General features: G+C 68.6%; 20 protein-coding genes. 7 read left to right on the top strand and 13 right to left on the bottom strand.

Features of this window, described 5'->3' with window-relative positions:
- Positions 1–63 precede the first annotated feature (63 nt).
- Positions 64–252 carry a hypothetical protein gene (locus QZ647_RS10070; protein ID WP_291272041.1) on the bottom strand — a complete coding sequence of 63 codons (189 nt, stop codon included), beginning with the start codon at positions 250–252 and terminating at the stop codon, positions 64–66.
- 126 nt (positions 253–378) lie between these two features.
- Here QZ647_RS10070 and QZ647_RS10065 point away from each other — a divergent pair, with 126 nt between their 5' ends.
- From QZ647_RS10065 to QZ647_RS10055, 3 genes are read left to right on the top strand one after another with little or no spacing between them, the layout of a single operon-like run.
- Positions 379–1,986 (top strand): amidase, encoded by a 1,608-nt coding sequence (locus QZ647_RS10065; RefSeq protein WP_291272040.1) that lies wholly within the window; start codon positions 379–381, stop codon positions 1,984–1,986.
- 48 nt (positions 1,987–2,034) lie between these two features.
- Positions 2,035–2,481, top strand: coding sequence for an Ada metal-binding domain-containing protein (locus QZ647_RS10060; RefSeq protein WP_291272039.1), 447 nt, complete (start codon positions 2,035–2,037; stop codon positions 2,479–2,481).
- A 46-nt stretch (positions 2,482–2,527) separates the two neighbouring features.
- Complete coding sequence (locus QZ647_RS10055) at positions 2,528–2,884, top strand: hypothetical protein (RefSeq protein ID WP_291272038.1); 357 nt, start codon at positions 2,528–2,530, stop codon at positions 2,882–2,884.
- A 101-nt stretch (positions 2,885–2,985) separates the two neighbouring features.
- On the opposite strand, the gene QZ647_RS10050 is transcribed toward QZ647_RS10055, so the two are convergent.
- The 5 genes from QZ647_RS10050 to QZ647_RS10030 all read right to left on the bottom strand — a co-directional run bounded on the left by QZ647_RS10050 (position 2,986) and on the right by QZ647_RS10030 (position 5,832).
- Complete coding sequence (locus tag QZ647_RS10050; protein WP_286355443.1) at positions 2,986–3,843, bottom strand: AraC family transcriptional regulator; 858 nt, start codon at positions 3,841–3,843, stop codon at positions 2,986–2,988.
- A 146-nt stretch (positions 3,844–3,989) separates the two neighbouring features.
- Positions 3,990–4,688, bottom strand: a complete 699-nt coding sequence (gene purQ / locus QZ647_RS10045) for a phosphoribosylformylglycinamidine synthase subunit PurQ (protein WP_291272037.1) — start codon at positions 4,686–4,688, stop codon at positions 3,990–3,992.
- Positions 4,688–4,924: a phosphoribosylformylglycinamidine synthase subunit PurS gene (gene purS / locus QZ647_RS10040; RefSeq protein WP_291272036.1), complete on the bottom strand. Its 237-nt coding sequence runs from the start codon at positions 4,922–4,924 to the stop codon at positions 4,688–4,690. Before purS ends, purQ begins: the two co-directional genes overlap by 1 nt.
- 91 nt (positions 4,925–5,015) lie before the next feature.
- A complete protein-coding gene (locus QZ647_RS10035) occupies positions 5,016–5,465 on the bottom strand; it encodes an MGMT family protein (protein WP_291272035.1) in 450 nt (149 codons plus the stop codon).
- A gap of 4 nt (positions 5,466–5,469) precedes the next feature.
- Positions 5,470–5,832, bottom strand: a complete 363-nt coding sequence (locus tag QZ647_RS10030; RefSeq protein ID WP_291272034.1) for a DUF2203 domain-containing protein — start codon at positions 5,830–5,832, stop codon at positions 5,470–5,472.
- 28 nt (positions 5,833–5,860) lie between these two features.
- Here QZ647_RS10030 and QZ647_RS10025 point away from each other — a divergent pair, with 28 nt between their 5' ends.
- From QZ647_RS10025 to QZ647_RS10010, 4 genes are all read left to right on the top strand, one after another.
- The gene (locus tag QZ647_RS10025) at positions 5,861–6,565 is read left to right on the top strand and encodes a hypothetical protein (protein ID WP_291272033.1); all 705 of its coding nucleotides are present in this window, start codon (positions 5,861–5,863) and stop codon (positions 6,563–6,565) included.
- On the top strand, positions 6,562–7,689 hold the full coding sequence (lpxB, locus tag QZ647_RS10020) for a lipid-A-disaccharide synthase (protein WP_291272032.1): 1,128 nt from the start codon (positions 6,562–6,564) through the stop codon (positions 7,687–7,689). Before QZ647_RS10025 ends, lpxB begins: the two co-directional genes overlap by 4 nt.
- Before the next feature lie 79 nt (positions 7,690–7,768).
- Positions 7,769–8,284 carry a hypothetical protein gene (locus QZ647_RS10015; RefSeq protein ID WP_291272031.1) on the top strand — a complete coding sequence of 172 codons (516 nt, stop codon included), beginning with the start codon at positions 7,769–7,771 and terminating at the stop codon, positions 8,282–8,284.
- Between the two features lie 208 nt (positions 8,285–8,492).
- Positions 8,493–9,227, top strand: a complete 735-nt coding sequence (locus QZ647_RS10010; RefSeq protein ID WP_291272030.1) for a hypothetical protein — start codon at positions 8,493–8,495, stop codon at positions 9,225–9,227.
- On the opposite strand, the gene QZ647_RS10005 is transcribed toward QZ647_RS10010, so the two are convergent.
- The 7 genes from QZ647_RS10005 to QZ647_RS09975 form a co-directional block, all read right to left on the bottom strand.
- The gene (locus tag QZ647_RS10005) at positions 9,224–10,453 is read right to left on the bottom strand and encodes a hypothetical protein (RefSeq protein ID WP_291272029.1); all 1,230 of its coding nucleotides are present in this window, start codon (positions 10,451–10,453) and stop codon (positions 9,224–9,226) included. The genes QZ647_RS10010 and QZ647_RS10005 overlap by 4 nt on opposite strands.
- Complete coding sequence (locus QZ647_RS10000) at positions 10,450–11,265, bottom strand: cell envelope integrity protein TolA (RefSeq protein WP_291272028.1); 816 nt, start codon at positions 11,263–11,265, stop codon at positions 10,450–10,452. Before QZ647_RS10000 ends, QZ647_RS10005 begins: the two co-directional genes overlap by 4 nt.
- Positions 11,262–11,702 carry a biopolymer transporter ExbD gene (locus tag QZ647_RS09995; protein ID WP_291272027.1) on the bottom strand — a complete coding sequence of 147 codons (441 nt, stop codon included), beginning with the start codon at positions 11,700–11,702 and terminating at the stop codon, positions 11,262–11,264. The genes QZ647_RS10000 and QZ647_RS09995 overlap by 4 nt, the downstream gene beginning before the upstream one ends.
- Positions 11,703–11,765: 63 nt before the next feature.
- On the bottom strand, positions 11,766–12,620 hold the full coding sequence (locus QZ647_RS09990) for an MBL fold metallo-hydrolase (RefSeq protein ID WP_291272026.1): 855 nt from the start codon (positions 12,618–12,620) through the stop codon (positions 11,766–11,768).
- Between the two features lie 8 nt (positions 12,621–12,628).
- Positions 12,629–14,650 carry a thiamine pyrophosphate-dependent enzyme gene (locus tag QZ647_RS09985; protein ID WP_366526180.1) on the bottom strand — a complete coding sequence of 674 codons (2,022 nt, stop codon included), beginning with the start codon at positions 14,648–14,650 and terminating at the stop codon, positions 12,629–12,631.
- A 132-nt stretch (positions 14,651–14,782) separates the two neighbouring features.
- Positions 14,783–15,784: a GAF domain-containing protein gene (locus QZ647_RS09980; protein WP_291272024.1), complete on the bottom strand. Its 1,002-nt coding sequence runs from the start codon at positions 15,782–15,784 to the stop codon at positions 14,783–14,785.
- A 65-nt stretch (positions 15,785–15,849) separates the two neighbouring features.
- Complete coding sequence (locus QZ647_RS09975) at positions 15,850–16,392, bottom strand: NifU family protein (protein ID WP_291272023.1); 543 nt, start codon at positions 16,390–16,392, stop codon at positions 15,850–15,852.
- Positions 16,393–16,446: the final 54 nt, after the last annotated feature.

The following is a 16,446-nucleotide window of genomic DNA, read 5'->3' as shown; positions in this document are numbered from 1 at the left end:
GGTCATTCTAGATCGATAGATCAACAAAGAATGTGATCTGGCTCAACCCTCGCTTCCCGTCGCTCATCGCCCGAGGAGGCGCGCCGGCAGCAGAAACAACCCCTTCACCAGCCCGAAGGCGCCTTCCACCGCGAAGCCCAGGAGGCGGAAAGGCAGGAGCAGCAGCCAGATCAGCGGGTAGAGGATCAGCGCCAGAAGGGCCAGGGGCCAGCAGACCACCAGCAGGATGAGCCAGAGCAGGAACGCGGCCATGGGAGCCTCCCGGATCACAGGATCCGCCGCCGCCTACCCCGGTGCAGGTGCGGATCGGCGAACGCGCTCCGGGAACCGGCGGACCGGCCGGCGGTATGATCCTTTCACCCCATCGAAGGACCACCCATGCCGCGCGAAGACGATTCCCTGGCTCTCGATCGCCGCTCGTTCCTGGGGGTGGGCCTGGCTACGGGTGCGGCGGCGCTCACCGGGGGCGACCTGAAGGTTGCTCCGGTGAAGGGGCTGGTTCTCGAGGAGGCCACCGTGGCCGGCCTTCAGGCGGGCTTGGCCGAGGGCCACTGGACGGCGGCGGACCTGGTGCGGAAGTACCAGGCCCGCATCCGGGCCCTGGATCAGGCGGGGCCGAAGCTGAACGCGGTGATCGAGCTGAACCCGGAGGCCTTGGCGCTGGCCAGGACCCTGGATGCGGAACGGAAGGCGGGCAAGCTCCGAGGCCCGCTGCATGGCATTCCGGTGCTCCTCAAGGACAACATCGACACGGCGGACGGCATGAAGACCACGGCGGGATCGCTGGCGCTGGCCGAGGCCCCCGCGCCCAGGGAGGACGCCTTCCTCGTGCGGAAGCTGCGCGAGGCCGGAGCCGTGGTCCTGGGGAAGACGAACCTCAGCGAGTGGGCGAATTTCCGGTCCACCCGCAGCAGCAGCGGCTGGAGCGGGCGCGGTGGGCAGACGCGCAACCCCTACGCCCTTGACCGCAGTCCCAGCGGCTCCAGCTCCGGGTCTGGCTCCGCGGTGGCGGCCAGCCTCTGTGCCGTGGCCGTGGGCACGGAAACGGACGGCTCCGTGGTGAGCCCGGCCAACGCCAATGGTGTGGTGGGCCTGAAGCCCACGGTGGGTCTGGTGAGCCGGAGCGGCATCATTCCCATCTCCCACACCCAGGACACGGCTGGCCCCATGACGCGCACGGTGCGCGACGCGGCGGTCCTGCTGACTGTCCTGGCCGGCAGCGACCCCCGGGACGCCGCCACCCGTGAAGCGGACGCCCGGCGGGAGGCCGACTACACCCGCTTCCTCGTGGCGGATGGCCTGAAGGGCGCGCGCCTCGGCGTGGTGAAGAACCTCCTGGGCGTCCATGCCCATGTGGATGCGGTGATCCGACCCGCCCTGGAGGCGCTCACGGCGCAGGGCGCCACCCTGGTGGATGTGGAGCTGAAGTCCTCGGCCTATGACGATGCGGAGTTCGAGGTGCTGCTCTACGAGTTCAAGGCGGACCTGGAGGCCTACCTGGCCGGAAGGGGCGGGGCCGTGAGGAACCTGGAAGGGCTCATGGCCTTCGACGAGCGGGAGAAGGGGCGGGAGATGCCCTTCTTCGGCCAGGAGATCCTGAAGCTGGCCCAGGCCAAGGGGCCGTTGACGGACCCCGCCTACCTCAAGGCCCTGGAGACCTGCGCCCAGGCGCGGCGGGACATCACCAGCCTGCTGGAGAAGCACCAGCTGCATGCCCTGGTGGGGCCCACCGGAGGCCCGGCCTGGCTCATCGACCACCTGAACGGCGACAGCTCCAGCCTCAGCTTCTCCAGCCCGGCGGCCGTGGCGGGCTGTCCCCACATCACGGTTCCCGCCGGGTACGCCTTCGGGATGCCCCTGGGCCTCTCGTTCGTGAGCGGGCCTTGGCAGGAGGGCCCGCTGCTGAAGCTGGCCTTCGGTTTCGAGCAGGCCACGCGCGCCCGGCGCCCGCCCCGCTTCCCGGTCTCCTGCGCCGTCCCCCGTTGACAGTCCCCAGGGTGAGGCCCACCCTGACTCACCTCCCAAGGAGAACGCATGAAACACATCCTGATCGCCCTCTTCCTGGCTGCCTCCGTGGTGGCCACCGCCCAGGAACCCAAGCCCACCGCACCCAAGACCGCTGCCGAGAAGAAGGCTGAGAAGAAGGCCAAGAAGGTCGAGGCCGCGGCTGCGAAGGCTGCTCCCGCGACCGCTGCCACCCCTGCCAAACCTGCTCCGGCCGCGGCGAAGCCCGCTCCGGCCCCCGCCGCGGCCCCGGCGCCCGCGCCGGCCAAACCCGCGCCCGCCGCGGCTGCCAAGGCTGCTCCAGCCAAGGCCGTGGCCGCCTCGACGGCCATCATCGCCAACAAGGACTCCAAGACCTACCACCGGGCCGACTGCAAGGTCGCCGCGAAGATGAAGGATGCCAACCGGACCTCCTTCGCTTCGGCAGCCGAGGCCGACAAGGCCGGCTACAAGGCCTGCAAGGTGTGCAAGCCCTGAGGGGCCGTCTTCAATCTCTCGTTTTCAGTCTTCAGTGGAGGTTCCGATGAAGCTTCTTCTTCCCGTGATGCTGGGCGCCGCGCTGGCGCTCTCAGCGCAGATTCCCAGCAAGGATGACCTCAAGAAACAGGCGGATGCGACCGTCGACAAGGGGAAGGCCAAGGCGGATGAAAAGGCCGATCAGTCCAAGGCCAAGGCCGACAAGAAGGCCTCCGATGCGAAAGCCAAGGTCGATGCCAAGGCCGGGGCCGTCCCCGTGGCCGGCGACCAGGTGAAGGCCGCCACCGCCAAGGGCGAAGGCGCCGCCAAGGCCGGTACGGACAAAGCCAAGGGCAAGACCCGGAAGGGCGCCGAAAAGGGCGCCACCAAGGCCAAGGCCGTGACCGAGAAGGCCGCTCAATAAATTCCGGGGGTTCCGCGCTACGCGCATACCCCCGGACCCCCTCGCTCAGCCCGGCGAAGCCGGGCTTTTGCATGGACCCTCCAGAGTGGGCTCCTGACGGCCTACTTCTTCGGGAACTGCCGGTCGTAGGCTTCCTGCGCGTATTCGCTGGGGGGCACGCCGAAGCGGCGCTTGAAGGCGCGGGTGAAGGCGCTGGCATCGTAGAAACCGAGGATCTTCGCCACATCGCTGGGACGCTCGCCGTTGGCCAGCAGGGTGACGGCGCGCTGGAGACGGCGCTCGATGAGGTACTGGTGGGGCGTGGTGCTGGTGGCCTCGCGGAAGAGGCGGATGAAGTGGTCCGGCGTGCAGCGGGCCATGGTGGCCAGCTCAGGCACGCTGTTCTTCGCGCCGATGTGGACTTCCATGTGGTCCAGCACCAGCTGCAGGGTCGAGCGGTTCAGGCGGTAGGGGAAGCGGCCCCGGTCCTCTTTTTCCGTCAGGCGGGAGAGCTCGGCACCCAGCAGGATGAGGAACAGCTCGCGGGTCATGAGCTGCACGCCGTCGGGGTTGGCCAGTTCCTGCGTGAAGATGCTGAACAGCTGCTTGAGGCTGAGGCTCCGCAGCACGGCGAAGCTGGATTCCTGCCATTTCCGCGGCGGGTTCTGCAGCGAGGAGAGCAGGGGCTCCGGGAAGGGGCCTTCCAGGAACAGGGCCGTGAAGCCGAAGGGCGCATTGGCGTGGTGACGCTTCAGCGTGTGACCGAACCCCGGGAGCAGGAGGGCCAGGTCGCCGGAACGGATCACCCCCTCTTCGCGGTCTTCGCTGGTGCAGACGCGCACCGCATGGGTGGGCTGCAACAGCGTCCAGGCTTCCCGCGCCGGCAGCAGCTTGGCGGGCACCGGGTCGCGCTTGAGAACGGCCAGGCGAAGGGGGCCGCTGGTGTAGGTCTGAAGGTTTTTGGTTTCAGTTTCGCTCATGGCTCAGGAATAAAAAGACATGCCCACCGGGGCGTCCCAGGAAGGATGACAGGAAAAGATTTTGTTGGGCATGGAATTTTCACAAGGCTCTGCCAAGGGCCTTTTCCGGGCCCCGAGGGTCGATCCCATCTGGCTCAGGCCTTGACTCAGGCCTTGGCGAAGGCCGTTTCGAGGCTTCGGAACACACCCAGGCCGCCAGTGGGGCCCAGCTTCGGATCCACGGCCCGCTCGGGGTGGGGCATCATGCCCAGCACATTCCCGCGGACATTCACGATGCCGGCGATGCCGTTCATGGCGCCGTTGGGCACATGGGTCTCGCCGATCTCGCCCTGGGCGGAGCAGTACCGGAAGGCGACGCCGCCCCGGGCCTCCAGGTCCGCCAGATCCGCGGGATCCAGCGTGAAGTTGCCCTCGGCATGGGCGATGGGCACGCGGAAGACCTCGCCGGCCTTCATGGCGCGGGTGAAGGGCAGGTCGGCCCGCTCCACGCGCAGGTGCACATCCGCATGGATGAACCGCAGGGATTCGTTGCGCAGCAGGGCGCCGGGCAGCAGCTGGGCCTCGCAGAGGATCTGGAAGCCGTTGCACACGCCCAGCACCAGGCCGCCGTTGTCCGCGTGGCGCTTCACATCCGCCATGATGGGGGCCAGGGCCGCGATGGCGCCGCAGCGCAGGTAGTCGCCGTAGCTGAAGCCGCCGGGCACGAAGACCAGTTCGGTATGTTCCGGCAGGCGCGTCTCCTGGTGCCAGACGGGAAGGGTGTCCCAGCCCATGACCGTGCCGCAGGCGTGAAGCGCGTCGTGGTCGCAGTTGGACCCGGGAAAGATCGGCACTGCCACCCGCATCAGACCACCTCGATGGAGGCTTTCTCCATCACCGGGTTGACCAGCAGCTTGTCGCACATGGCCAGGGCCTTGGCCTTCACCTCGGCGGGATCCGTGCCCGGGACCTCCATCTCGATGAGGCGGCCGATGCGCACATGGTCCACCGCGAAGCCGAAGCCATGCAGGCCCTGCTCCACCGCCTTGCCCTGGGGATCCAGGATTCCGGGCTTCAACTGCACCGACACGCGAACCTTCATGGCCCCTCCGCAGACACCAGTGTACCTGAGCGATCTCGGCCCCGGCAGGGTGGGCGGAAAGGAACCTTCGTGAAAGGCGGGGGGGTGGGCCTCACCCCTTCTTCCGGGTCCTCGGGATTGGTCGGGCGGCCTTTCCGGCGGCCGGTGCGGCCGTGGCGCTTCGCCTGGAGCGTCTGGGGGGCGGAGGCTCGCCGCTCCACCGATGGGCCTCGAGGTCGAGGTTGCCTTGGTCATCGACTTCGATGCCTTCGTCGCGCAGGCGCCCGATTTGCTCGAAGGCCCCCCACCAGCGGCCCCGGCTGGGGACATAGCCCCGGGTGTTCACCACGCGGTGCCAGGGCAGGTCCGTGTTTTCCGGAAGGCCCGACAGCACCATGCCCACCTGGCGCGGGCGCTGGGGGAAACCCGCCAGCAGCGCCACCTGGCCGTAGGAGGCGAGGTGCCCCTCCGGAATCTGCGCCACCACGGCCAGGACCGCGGCGCGGAAGTCCCGCGTCGGCGCGGGCGGCTCGAGACGCTTCGCAGGCTTCGGCCTCGGCATCGGGCTAGGCCTGCACGCCCGGCCGCTGATCCACGGGCACGCGGGAGCGGAAGCCGCCTTCATAGCTGTGCCAGTGGTCGAGGGCTTCTTCGGGGTAGGCCCAGCACCAGTAGCCGTCGCCGGAATCGAAATCGACCAGCCAGAGGCCCTTCACTTCGGCCTCGAGGTCCTGCATGCTCTGCTGCCAGCTTTGCACGAGGACCTGGAGCCGCTCGCGCAGGGCCTCGGACCGTGCCTCGTCCTTGGCGTCCTCCGCCTGGCTCAATTCCTCGGCCAGACTCGCAGCCAGTGTGTAGACAGGTTCTGTGATGGCCTTCACCTGGGGCATCAGGGCCCGCGCTTCATCCAAGGTGAAAATGCGGCCCATGGCGCCTCCGTTGCTCCATGATAAACCCATGCGGTTCGTGCCCCTGATTTCGTCCAGCCTTGATCCCGCGCGCTGGGTTCCCATGGGGCCGGTGGCCCTGGATTGGGACGGCGCCCTCCACGCAGCGTGGGCCCCGGCCGTGCGCCGGGGGGCTGCCGTGCATGTCGTGCATCTGCCGGGCCGGTCCCCGGTGGAGGAGGCCCTGGAGGTGCTGCGTCATGGCCTGGGCCCGGATTTCCTCGCCCTTCCCGTGAGCCGACCGGAGACCCGCGAGGCGGGCTTCCGGATCCTCGGCCACCTGGAATCCCTCCTGGAGGCCACCTCCGGGCGGGGACCGAAGCTGGCCCTGAAGATCGAGGCAGGCGCCGAGGCCGCGCTGGTGGACCTGCTGCGGCAGGCCCGGGCCGAGGCGGTGGGTTTCTGCTGGCATCCGGGCACCACCGATGCCGAGCTGCTGGCGGACCGCCTCTGGTGCGGCGTCTGCGGGCCCGGTTCGGACCTGCGCCCGCTGCAGCGGCTCGGCTACCGTTGGGACATGGCCCTGCCTGCGGTGGATCCTGGCGTCTTCCAGACCCAGGCGGCGGTGCTGGAGGCGGCCCATCCGCCCGTGCTGTTCCCTGCGGAGATGCCCGCCACGGCCCTGGGCCGGCCGGTGGTGCCGGACGACAGCGTGGTATTCGGCAGGCACCTCCTGCCGGGGCCGGATGGCGATGGCGTGGGGGGCCATTCATGACGCAGACCCTGCTGGTCATCGCCGGAGAGGACTCCGGCGATCTGCACGGCGCGGAGCTGCTCCGCGAATTGAAGGCCCGGCGCCCGGACCTGCGGATCATCGGCGTGGGCGGCCCGCGCATGACCCCCTTCCTGGATCGCAAGCTGGCGGATGTGAAGGACCTGGCCGTGGTGGGCTTCGTGGAGGTGATCAAGCACCTGCCGCGCCTGAACCGGCTCTTCAAGCAGATCCTGGCTGCCGCGGCGGAAGAGGGCATCGCCGGGGCGCTGCTCATCGACTACCCCGGCTTCAACCTGCGGCTGGCCAAGGCCCTGCGCAGGCAGCTGCCCGGCGTGAAGCTGCACCAGTATGTGTGCCCCCAGGTGTGGGCCTGGAAGAAGGGCCGCATCCCGGAGCTGGGTCGTACCCTGGATACGCTCTACTGCCTCTTCGATTTCGAGCCGGAGCTGTTCAGGGGCTATCCGGTGGAGGCCTGCTTCGTGGGGCACCCCCTGGTGGAGGTGGTGAAGCCCGAGTGCGACCGCGCCACCTTCTTTGCGGAAGCGGGCCTCGACCCGGCCCGGCCCCTGGTGGCGCTGCTGCCGGGCAGTCGCACGGGCGAGATCCAGCATCTGCTGCCGCCCATGGCCGAGCTGGCGGAGCAGTGGCGGACCGCCCGGCCCGAGGTGCAGTGGGTGCTCCCCGTGGCCCCCACCCTGGATCCGGCCTTCGTGCGGGCCCACCTGAAGGCCGCCCCCGTGACGCTGGTGGAGGGCCGCACCTACGCGGCCCGGGCCCATGCGGATGCGGCCCTGGTGGCCTCGGGTACCGCCACCCTGGAGACCGCCCTGCTGGGCACCCCCTTCGCCATCGTCTACAAGCTGAACGCGCTCACCTACCAGATGGCCCGGCGCATCGTGAAGGTCCCCCACTTCGGTCTGGCCAATGTGGTGGCGCGGCGCGAGGTGGCCCGGGAACTGCTGCAGGACGAGGTCAATCCCGAGCGGCTCGGCCGGGAGCTGGCCCGGCTGCTGGAGCCCGAGACGGCCCGGCGCCTTCGAGCCGAGCTGGGGGAAGTGCGGGGGCATCTCGGCGAACCTGGCGCCGCGGCGCGCGTGGCCGAGGACCTGCTAGGGAAGCTCTGAGGCGAATCGGTTCCATGGCGGAGCTCCGCCCTCCCGAACCTTGCTCCCCCTTGGCGGCATCTGATGAGCGGAGGTGCCCATGATTCCTTCCATGCTGCTGATTCCTGCCTTGCTGATTCAGGTCTCGGCCCCCCTCCCCGTGGTGGAGGCCAAGGACCTTCCCCAGGCCCCGCGGGGGCCCATGACGCCCCAGGTGCCGGATGCCGGGGCGGACTCCAGCCTCCTGGGCGAGGCACGCCGGTCCGCCCGCCGGGGGCCTTCCCTCTCCGCCCTCCAGCTTCCGGCGGGCAGTGTCCGAGTGAAGGACAAGATTCCGGATGTCAGCGGATGGCGGGCCTATGCCATCGAGGTGCCCGCGGGCGGGAAGGTGAAGGTCCATGTGGTGGAAGGCCGGAAGGCCTGGTTCCGGGTCCTGGCCGTGAACGCGTGGGGCCGCGATGAACAGGGCCTGCTCCAGAACCGGATCCATTCCGGCGAACCCCAGGCCACCTACCAGAACCCCAGCCGTGAGACCCGCACCCTCTACTTCATCGTGGACACCCTGGACGCAAACATGAGCGGTGAGGCCTTCGAGATCGAGGTCACCCGGGGCTGACCGCGGGCCGGCCCGGGAAGGCAGGGTTGACCGGCTCCGGGCGACCGGACAGAGTCTAGGGAGCTTTTCCTTCGGCCGCCCGGCAGGACTTCCCGTGGAGCCATCTGGTGGGGTCGGTATGTCCGCCGCAGGCGCTGTTTCGGCGCAGACGGCTCCTCGGATGCCCGGGTATCCCTGCGCCCAGGCCCGCTTCGATCAGGATGGGATTATGGAAATCAAGGTGCGGCGGCTGTTGAGGGTCCTCATGCCGCTGGTTTGCGTGGGCATCAGCGCCCAGGCCGGGGAATGGGAGCTGGGCGGCTCCTTTGCCATCGGGCAGGAATCGAAGGGGACCATCAGCAGCAACGGGAACTTCCCCGTGATGCCCTACACGGTGGTCACCAGCCGGTTCACGGGCCTGTGGTACCAGGGCGGTGTGCATGTGGGCTATCAGGTGGCCCGCCGCGGCCTCTGGGGGCTGTGGCTCCAAGGCCAGTATTCGGAAGGGTTGTCCCACCCATCGCTCTACCATTCCGGTGAGAACTACGCGGTCGGCTCCACCCTCCGCGAGACCTACAACGGCTCTGCGGACTACAAGTCCACGCTGCTGGGCGTGACCGTGACCCGGCAGCTGCCCGTCGGTGAGGTCGGCCTGAGCCTGGGATCGCGCTCCCACGACATGAGCATCACGGGGCGGCGCCAGACCCAGGTCAACGGCACCTTCACCTACGACCAGTACTCCGTCAGCCACAACTACCGGGACATGCTCGTCGCCGTCAGCTACACGCTCACCCAGGACCAGGGAGGCTTCCGGTCCTTCCAGAAGATCTCCCTGGGAACGGGCTTCGGCTCGTCGATCCCCGCCGTGAATCCAGGACCGAACGACTGGCGGATGAGTGAGGCCTACCTGGCGCAGGTCCGGCCGAGCCGGGATGTGCGGATCACGCTGGGCGTGCGGCTCTAAGGCGCTCCCGATTCTGCTGCCGCCTCCGGAACTCCCGGAAGCTTCTGGAGGCGCAGCGGCAGGGCATCCCGGAACGCCTTCTTCAGGGCGGCCGGGGCGCCGTGCCAGGCCTTCTGGGCGGCGGCGCGGGTGGGGAAGACGCCGTAGCAGGCCTGCCACCAGCGGAAGCCATCCGGGCGGACATAGGGCAGCACGATGACCTCCGGCGCCTTGGGGCCTGCGGCCCGGGCGACCTGTTTGAGGCCCGGCGCATGGCCGGAGACCACGAGCCGGAGGGTCCAGGAACCTGCTGGCGCGGCGCTGCGCAGCGCCGCGCCGCGGTGCAGGGCTTCGGGCAGGTCCATGCGGTCCAGCGGCTTGATCGCCTCTTCCGGATCCGCCAGGTCCTTTTCCGTGAGCACCCGGCGGGGCGCCTCCACGCGGACTTCGACGCTGCGGGAGGACCCGCCCATGAGGTTGCTCACGCTCAGGGTGTAGACGGTGGTCTTCTCCGGGACCACGGCGATGCTGGACTGGCCGTCCAGCTCCAGACCCCCGGGCTCCAGGCGCACCTTGGCGTCCCCCTGGCAGATCCAGCGCAGGTCCACCTGCTCGCCGGGTTTCACCATGGTGCGGCTGGCATCGAAGCTGCAAACCGTGGCGGTGGGGGTTTTGGCGATGGCAAGGGCCTGGTGCCCCAGCACCGCCACCTCCACCGTACGGCTCTGGCCCCCAGCGGCGTTGTTGGCGGTGATGGTGTAGCGCGTACTCTCCAGGGGCGTGACGGTCACTTCGCTCTTGCCGTCCAGCTCCATGCCGCCGGGTTCGAGGCGCACCTTGGCGCTGCCCGCGCATTCCCAGCGCAGCACCACGGGCTCACCCGGCAGCACGGCTTTGGCGCTGGCATCAAAGGCGCAGATGCGGGCGGCTTCACCCAGTGGGAGCCCGGGGGTGACGCGCACCTCCGCGTGGCCCAGTTCCGCGCCTCCCGGCGATCCATCGAAAAGACGGTAGGTGGTGGTGTACGAGGGGCGGAGGGTCACCTGCGAACCGCCCGGCAGGATCATGCCGCCCGGTTCCAGGCGCACCCGGGGTACCTGCGGGCAGGTCCAGCGGAGGAGCACCGACTCGCCCGGGCGGACCTCACTGGGTTCCACGACGACCGTGCAGGCGGGCGGTGCCTGGACCTGGGCGTAGGCGGCCACGAAGGGCAGGAGGGGGAGCATCGTGTGAGTGTAGCCGGTCAATTTCCCAGGTAGGTGAACCAGAACCGCACGCCGAGGTACTGGCCGTCATAGCCCTCGGGCAGCCGCTGGAGCGGCGCGGCGCGGAGGACGGCCATGCGGGCGCTTTCATCCATGGCGGCGTTCCCGCTGGGCACCTCGATGCGCACCCGGTCGAGGCTGCCGTCCCGGGCGATGCGGAAGTAGATCTGCACACGGCCCTGGGTGCTCGACACCCGGTTCCAGTTGGAAGTGATGCGGGCCTGGACCTGCTGGAGATACCAGACGAAGGGGAAGTTGCCATCCACCCCGCCCACGAGGCCCACGCCCCCCTGCACGCCGGCGCTGGGGTTGAGGCCGGGGATGCCGCTGCCGGCGCCGAAGGCCGCGCCGTTGCCCGAACCCACGGCGCCGGCCACGGGATTGGGCGTGGCGGTCTTGCCCTTGGCCGCGGTGGTGCCGGTGCCCTGGCTGGCGGCATCCTTGCTGTCGCCCCGGGCGGCGGCCTTGGTGGTCTTCGTGGCGAAGGGGTCGGGAGCCGTGGCGGAAGGCGAGGTGTCGCGGACGGGAGCCACCTCCTCCACGCGCCGCAGGCGCTCGCCGGCCTTGCCCACCTCCATGGCGTCGGACCCGCCGGAAGTGCCACCCATGGCCGCGGGCAGGTTCACCCAGGTGACCTTGGCCTCCTCGGGTTGGTCCGAAGAGCCGCCCCGGGGCCAGAAGAAGGCCACCCCCACGGCGAGGTGCAAGGCCAGGCTCAGGGCCAGCCCCGAGGACCATCCCAGCTCGCCCAGATGGGAGCGGCTGCGGAGGTAGGCCTGGAGATCCTGGCTCATTTCGCGTCGGTGCCGAGGGAGGGGGGCGGGACGGCGGGCGCGGCGGCGGTGACGAAGCCCACCTGGGTGAAGCCCGCCTCCCGGATGGCGTCCACCACCTGGATGACGCGGCCATAGGGCACATTGTGATCGGCGCGCACCAGCACCGGGCGCTTGCCGCCGCTCTGGGCCCGGGCCTTCAGCTGGTTGGCCAGCACGGGCAGGGCCATGAAGGCCTTGTCGAACTGCAGGCGGCCGTCGAAGGTGACGGACACCGTGAGGGCCTCGCTCTCCAGGTTGCGGCCCGTGCGGCTCTCGGGCAGCTTCACATCCACGCCCGTGGTCATCATGGGCGCCGCGATCATGAAGATGATCAGCAGCACCAGCATCACATCGATGAGGGGCGTCATGTTGATGTCGGCCATGGCGCCGCGCCTGGATCCTGGGGTGAAGGACATGGAACTCCCGGACTGAGGGTTCCAGTCTAGCGCGGCGCGGCGTGCGAGTCCGGTGACCGGCCGCTAAAGGGCCACCGGCGTCACGGCGTACTTCCCCTTCGCATCGCGGCTGACGGTGCCGGCGGGGAAGTCGGGATCGTGCTCGAAGATGCAGACGGTGCCCGTGCCTGCGACTTCCTGAAGCAGCTTCTGGCGCTCGTTCACGCAGGTGACGACATCCAGGTCATAGCCCATGACCCAGGCGGGCTGGATGTGACGGGCGGTGGGGATGAGGTCGGCCAGGTAGACCAGCCGCTGGCCACCGCCCTCGATCACCACATTCTGCAGGCCTTCGATGTGGCCGGGGGCGGGGCGCACGGAGATGCCGGGGAGGATCTCGGCGGCGCCGTCCACGGTGTCGAGAAGGTCCGCAGCCTCCAGGGGTTCCCAGTTCTGGGGCAGGTAGCTGGCCTTCACCCGCAGGTGGGGGTGTTTCGCATCGGCGAGATCCTTCGCCTGCACCACATGGCGGGCGTTGGGAAAACTGGGGACGAGTCCGCCGGCCGCATCGAAGCGCGTGCTGCCGCCTGCGTGGTCGAAGTGAAGGTGGGTCAGGATGCAGAGGGTGATGTCCGCGGGCTTCACGCCATGTTTCGCGAGGTTCGCATCCAGCACGCCCCGGCCCTCGAACTTGAAGCGGGCCATGAAGTCGTCGGTCTCCTTGTCGCCGTTGCCGTTGTCCACGAGGATGATGTGCTTCCTCCCGTCCACCTCGCCGCGGATCAGCAGGCAGTTGGTGGCCATGAGGATCTGGTTCTCCTCGTCGGCCGGGTAGAGCTTGTTCCAGACGACCTTCGGCACCGTGCCGAACATGGCACCGCCATCCAGCCGGAAGGTGCCGCCGCTGACGATCTGGACATCCCAGGGACCGAACTGCATGGAGACTCCTAGAACGAAAGGACCTTGCGGGCCGCCGCCAGCACCTTGTCGGCATTGGGCAGGACGGCGCGCTCGAGGATCCGGTTGAAGCCCACGGGGGTGAACTCCGAACCCACGCGCTCGACCGGGGCATCCAGCCAGGGGAAGCACTCGGAGGCGCAGATGGCCGCCAGCTCGCCGCCGAAACCGCCGAAGACCTTGTCCTCGTGGGCGATGAGCACGCGGTGCGTCTTCTTGACCGACTTGATGATGGCCGGCGTGTCCAGGGGGCTGAGGCTGCGGAGGTCGATCACTTCCGCGGACCTGCCCTCCTTCTCCAGCTTGGCGGCGGCCTCCAGGGCGAAGTGGACGGGTGTGCCGTAGGCGAGGATGGTGAGATCGGCGCCTTCGCGGCGGACGCGGGCCTTGCCGAAGGGCACGGCGAAGTCCGGCGGCACCACGGCATGGGCCATCTTGGCGTTGTAGAGGAATTTCGGTTCGAGGTAGAGCGTCGTCCCCCGGCTGCGCATGGCGGTGCGGAGCAGGCCCGCAGCATCGTCGGCGAAGGCGGGCACCACCACGCGGATGCCGGGCAGGGTGGTGAGCCAGCCCTCGACATTCTGTGAGTGGTAGAGGCCGCCGCCGATGTAGCCGCCGGAAGCCAGGCGGATGGTGATGTTGGGCGCGAACTGGCCATTGCTGCGCCAATAGTCGTGGCTGCATTCCACGATCTGCTCTGCCCCGGGCCAGATGTAGTCGGCGAACTCGGCGCCCTCGACCACCACGCGGATCTTGTCGTCGAGGCGCGAGAAGCCGTTGGCCGTGCCGATGATGAAGTCCTCGGCGATGGGGGCGTTGAACACGCGCTTCTCGCCGAATTCGGGCTGCATGCCCTTCGACACATTGAAGATGCCGCCCTTGTCCTTGTTGGCCATGTCCTGGCCCCAGATGAAGGTGTCCGGGTTGTGGCGGAACTCCTCCTTCAGGGTCTGGTTCAGGGCCGCGATCACGCTGAGGGTGTCGCCGGTGGCCTGGTGGGTGCCGTCGGGGTACTGGGCGGAAACCCAGCCTTCGGGAATCACGAAATCGTAGATGCTGGCGGGATCCGGGCTGGGCGCGGCCATGGCCTTGTCGTGGGCGGCCAGGTAGCGGGCCTGGTTCTCGGTCTCGATGGCGACGAGTTCAGCTTCGCTGAGGCCCTTGTCCAGGCAATAGGCGCGGAAGCGGGGCAGGGGATCCTTCGCCTTGGCCTCCGCCAGTTCGGCCTCGTCGCGGTAGAGTTCGTGGCGATCCGAGTTGGAGTGGCTGCCGATGCGGACGCACATGGCGTAGACCATTGCGGGGCCGTGGCCGGCGCGGACATGGGCCAGGGCCTCGCCCATGGCGCGCGTGGAGTCGAGGAAGTCGAGCCCATCGCACTTGATGATCTTCAGGTTCGGGAAGCCGCTGAAGTTGTCGCAGATGTACTCGTTGGCGCTCTGGTCGCGCTTGGGCACGGAGATGCCGTAGCCGTTGTCCTGGATCACGAAGATCACGGGCAGCTTCTCGCGGTCCGCCCCGTTGATGCTCTCGGAACAGTAGCCCTCGGACAGGGAGGACTCGCCCTGGCTGCAGAACACCACGCTGTCGCGGCCGTAGGTCTTCACGGCGCGGGCCAGGCCCACGGCATGCTGGGTGTGGTTGCCGGTGAGGCTGGACACATTCTGGATGCCGATGGAGGGCTTCGCGAAGTGGTTGCTCATGTGGCGGCCGCCGCTGGCCGGATCGGTGGCCTTGGAGATGCCGTTGAGGATGATCTCTTCGGGCGTGAGGCCCGCGGCGAGGCAGGTCATCAGGTCGCGATAGTAGGGGAAGAGGAAGTCGCGGCCCGGCCGGAAGGCCAGGCCCGCGGCCAGCTGGATGCCGTCGTGGCCCGCGCAGGGCGCGTGGTACGACCAGCCGATGGCCTGCTTCAGATAGTTGGGCGCCTTGCCGTCCAGCAGGCGCCCGAGGTGCATCAGTTCGTACCAGTGGCAGAGATCCTCGCGGCTGGGGGCCGTCTGCCCGTCCATCGCGTTCAGGGCCGCTTTCACCAGGGTCGGGGTTTCCAACATCCACCTCCATGGGGCCGGGTTTCACCGGCCGTACCAGAGCCTTTCATCTTCCCATGGACCCGCGGAACGGGCCAGCGAGCAGGTTGCGGGTCATCCCTTGGGACGAATCCAGACCAGCGGTGAACCCTCGCGGCAGGCGTCCGTAAAGGCTTTACCCACGCGCGTCAAAGCGGACTTCAAGGTCATGTCCTTCCCGTCGGGAAGCCAGAGCGTGGCGCCGGTGGGGTGGCGGCCGAGCGTCTCGTGAAGCCGCTCCAACAGCACCTCTGCGCCGGCTTCGGTGGTGTGCGGCATGAGCAGGAGATACTGGTCGGCGGACAGCTCGATGATGAGATCTTCGCCCCGCAGATGGGCTACGGCCGCGCCCAGACGGCCCTTGGTGCCCGCGACCATGGGTTGGGACCAGAGGGCGAGGGCCATGGGTTCCTGACGACGCCGGGCCATGAAGAGCGAGGCCCGTCGCCAGATGTCGAGGTAGTGGCGATTCGGAAGGCCGGACCGCGGGCTCTGGAGTGCGCTGTCCTCCACGATGGCGCTGCTCAACTCCAGGGCTTCGAGGGCGGACCGGAGCTCCTGCTTCAGGTTCTCCGATTCCAGCGTACGGGCCATGAGATCGCCCATGGCGCGAATCAAGGCGACCTCGCCGTGGTCAAAGGCCCGGGTCGCGTGATGCTGCACGCACAGGGTTCCCACGGCCTGATCGCCGATCTTCAGGGCCACGCCGGCGTAGGCCCGGATGCCGAGGGCGGTCCAGGCGGGGCTCTTGCGCCATCGGACCTCGGAGGCCGCATCGCGGATGGTGAGGGGCCGGTCCGGATGGGCCATGACCCAAGGGCAGAACCCCTGTTCGGGTGCCTCGAATACGCCGGCCATGGTGGCCCCGTTCCCCATGGCCCACCAGAACACCTCGTAGCCCAGGGCGGTGACGCGCGTGAGCATGGCCCGGTCCACGCCAAGGCGATCCACCAGGAGGGCCAAGCCGTGCTCGAAGAGGTGGACTGGGTCGGCCCGGCTGGCATTCAGGAGATCCGCCAGCGCGGCGAGGTGATCTGCCTTGGCGCTGCGTCGCTTGGCCACCTTCGCTGGGCTCACGCTCATCTCCAGTCGTCCCCCCTAGGGTGGCGGGCTTTTCGCGGGGTGCAAGGGCAGGGGGGAACTTACCAGCTGACGACGCGGAGGCTGGGACTGATCTCCTCCTGGAGCAGTCCCTCGATGTAGCGCAGGGTGCCGCTGGTGGAAGACGGGCAGGAGCCGCAGGCCCCGTGGTAGCTGATCTGGAGGGTCTGGCCGTCGAAGGAGATCACCTCCAGGCCGCCGCCATCCCCCGCGAGCCCGGGGCGGATGCGGGTGTCCAGCAGCTGGTTGATGCGCTCCAGGGTCGCGTCGGCATCGCCTCCGGGCTGGGCGGCCACATCGCCGGTGGCGTCCTCCGGCAGCTTGAGATCCTCGATGGCCTCGCAGATGGGATCGATAAGGTCGCTCCACTCCGCCGAGGCCTCCTTGTTCACGGTGACGAAGCGGTCCATGTAGAAGACAGAGGTCACCTTGCCCAGCCCGAAGAGGCTGGAGCCCAGCGGGTCACCCACGGCGGCGCCGAAATCCTTGAAGGACCGGGATCCTGCCTTGAGGATGGCCGGATGCACCAGGAATTTCAGGGCGTCGGGATTGGGGGTGGGTTCGATGTTGATGACTTTGGGCATGGAGGGCTCCCTATAAAGTTTACCAAATCCGTCAGGAATTTCGAGAGACATACT

It is taken from the genome of Geothrix sp. (assembly GCF_020622065.1).
Classification (GTDB): Bacteria; Acidobacteriota; Holophagae; order Holophagales; family Holophagaceae; genus Geothrix.
This window is presented reverse-complemented; position numbering and strand designations above follow the sequence as displayed.

Bases quoted from the DNA above. Each gene is read 5' to 3' on its own strand.
- QZ647_RS09990 (WP_291272026.1), bottom strand. From the start codon at position 12,620: ATGCAGTTCGGTCCCTGGGATGTCCAGATCGTCAGCGGCGGCACCTTC.
- QZ647_RS10030 (WP_291272034.1), bottom strand. From the start codon at position 5,832: ATGGGCCGCATTTTCACCTTGGATGAAGCGCGGGCCCTGATGCCCCAG.
- QZ647_RS10050 (WP_286355443.1), bottom strand. From the start codon at position 3,843: ATGAGCGAAACTGAAACCAAAAACCTTCAGACCTACACCAGCGGCCCC.
- QZ647_RS10035 (WP_291272035.1), bottom strand. From the start codon at position 5,465: ATGCCGAGGCCGAAGCCTGCGAAGCGTCTCGAGCCGCCCGCGCCGACG.
- QZ647_RS10025 (WP_291272033.1), top strand. From the start codon at position 5,861: ATGCGGTTCGTGCCCCTGATTTCGTCCAGCCTTGATCCCGCGCGCTGG.
- QZ647_RS09985 (WP_366526180.1), bottom strand. From the start codon at position 14,650: ATGGACGGGCAGACGGCCCCCAGCCGCGAGGATCTCTGCCACTGGTAC.
- QZ647_RS10065 (WP_291272040.1), top strand. From the start codon at position 379: ATGCCGCGCGAAGACGATTCCCTGGCTCTCGATCGCCGCTCGTTCCTG.
- QZ647_RS09975 (WP_291272023.1), bottom strand. From the start codon at position 16,392: ATGCCCAAAGTCATCAACATCGAACCCACCCCCAATCCCGACGCCCTG.
- QZ647_RS09995 (WP_291272027.1), bottom strand. From the start codon at position 11,702: ATGTCCTTCACCCCAGGATCCAGGCGCGGCGCCATGGCCGACATCAAC.
- QZ647_RS10055 (WP_291272038.1), top strand. From the start codon at position 2,528: ATGAAGCTTCTTCTTCCCGTGATGCTGGGCGCCGCGCTGGCGCTCTCA.
- QZ647_RS10010 (WP_291272030.1), top strand. From the start codon at position 8,493: ATGGAAATCAAGGTGCGGCGGCTGTTGAGGGTCCTCATGCCGCTGGTT.
- QZ647_RS10000 (WP_291272028.1), bottom strand. From the start codon at position 11,265: ATGAGCCAGGATCTCCAGGCCTACCTCCGCAGCCGCTCCCATCTGGGC.
- purS (WP_291272036.1), bottom strand. From the start codon at position 4,924: ATGAAGGTTCGCGTGTCGGTGCAGTTGAAGCCCGGAATCCTGGATCCC.
- purQ (WP_291272037.1), bottom strand. From the start codon at position 4,688: ATGCGGGTGGCAGTGCCGATCTTTCCCGGGTCCAACTGCGACCACGAC.
- QZ647_RS10070 (WP_291272041.1), bottom strand. From the start codon at position 252: ATGGCCGCGTTCCTGCTCTGGCTCATCCTGCTGGTGGTCTGCTGGCCC.
- QZ647_RS10060 (WP_291272039.1), top strand. From the start codon at position 2,035: ATGAAACACATCCTGATCGCCCTCTTCCTGGCTGCCTCCGTGGTGGCC.
- lpxB (WP_291272032.1), top strand. From the start codon at position 6,562: ATGACGCAGACCCTGCTGGTCATCGCCGGAGAGGACTCCGGCGATCTG.
- QZ647_RS10015 (WP_291272031.1), top strand. From the start codon at position 7,769: ATGATTCCTTCCATGCTGCTGATTCCTGCCTTGCTGATTCAGGTCTCG.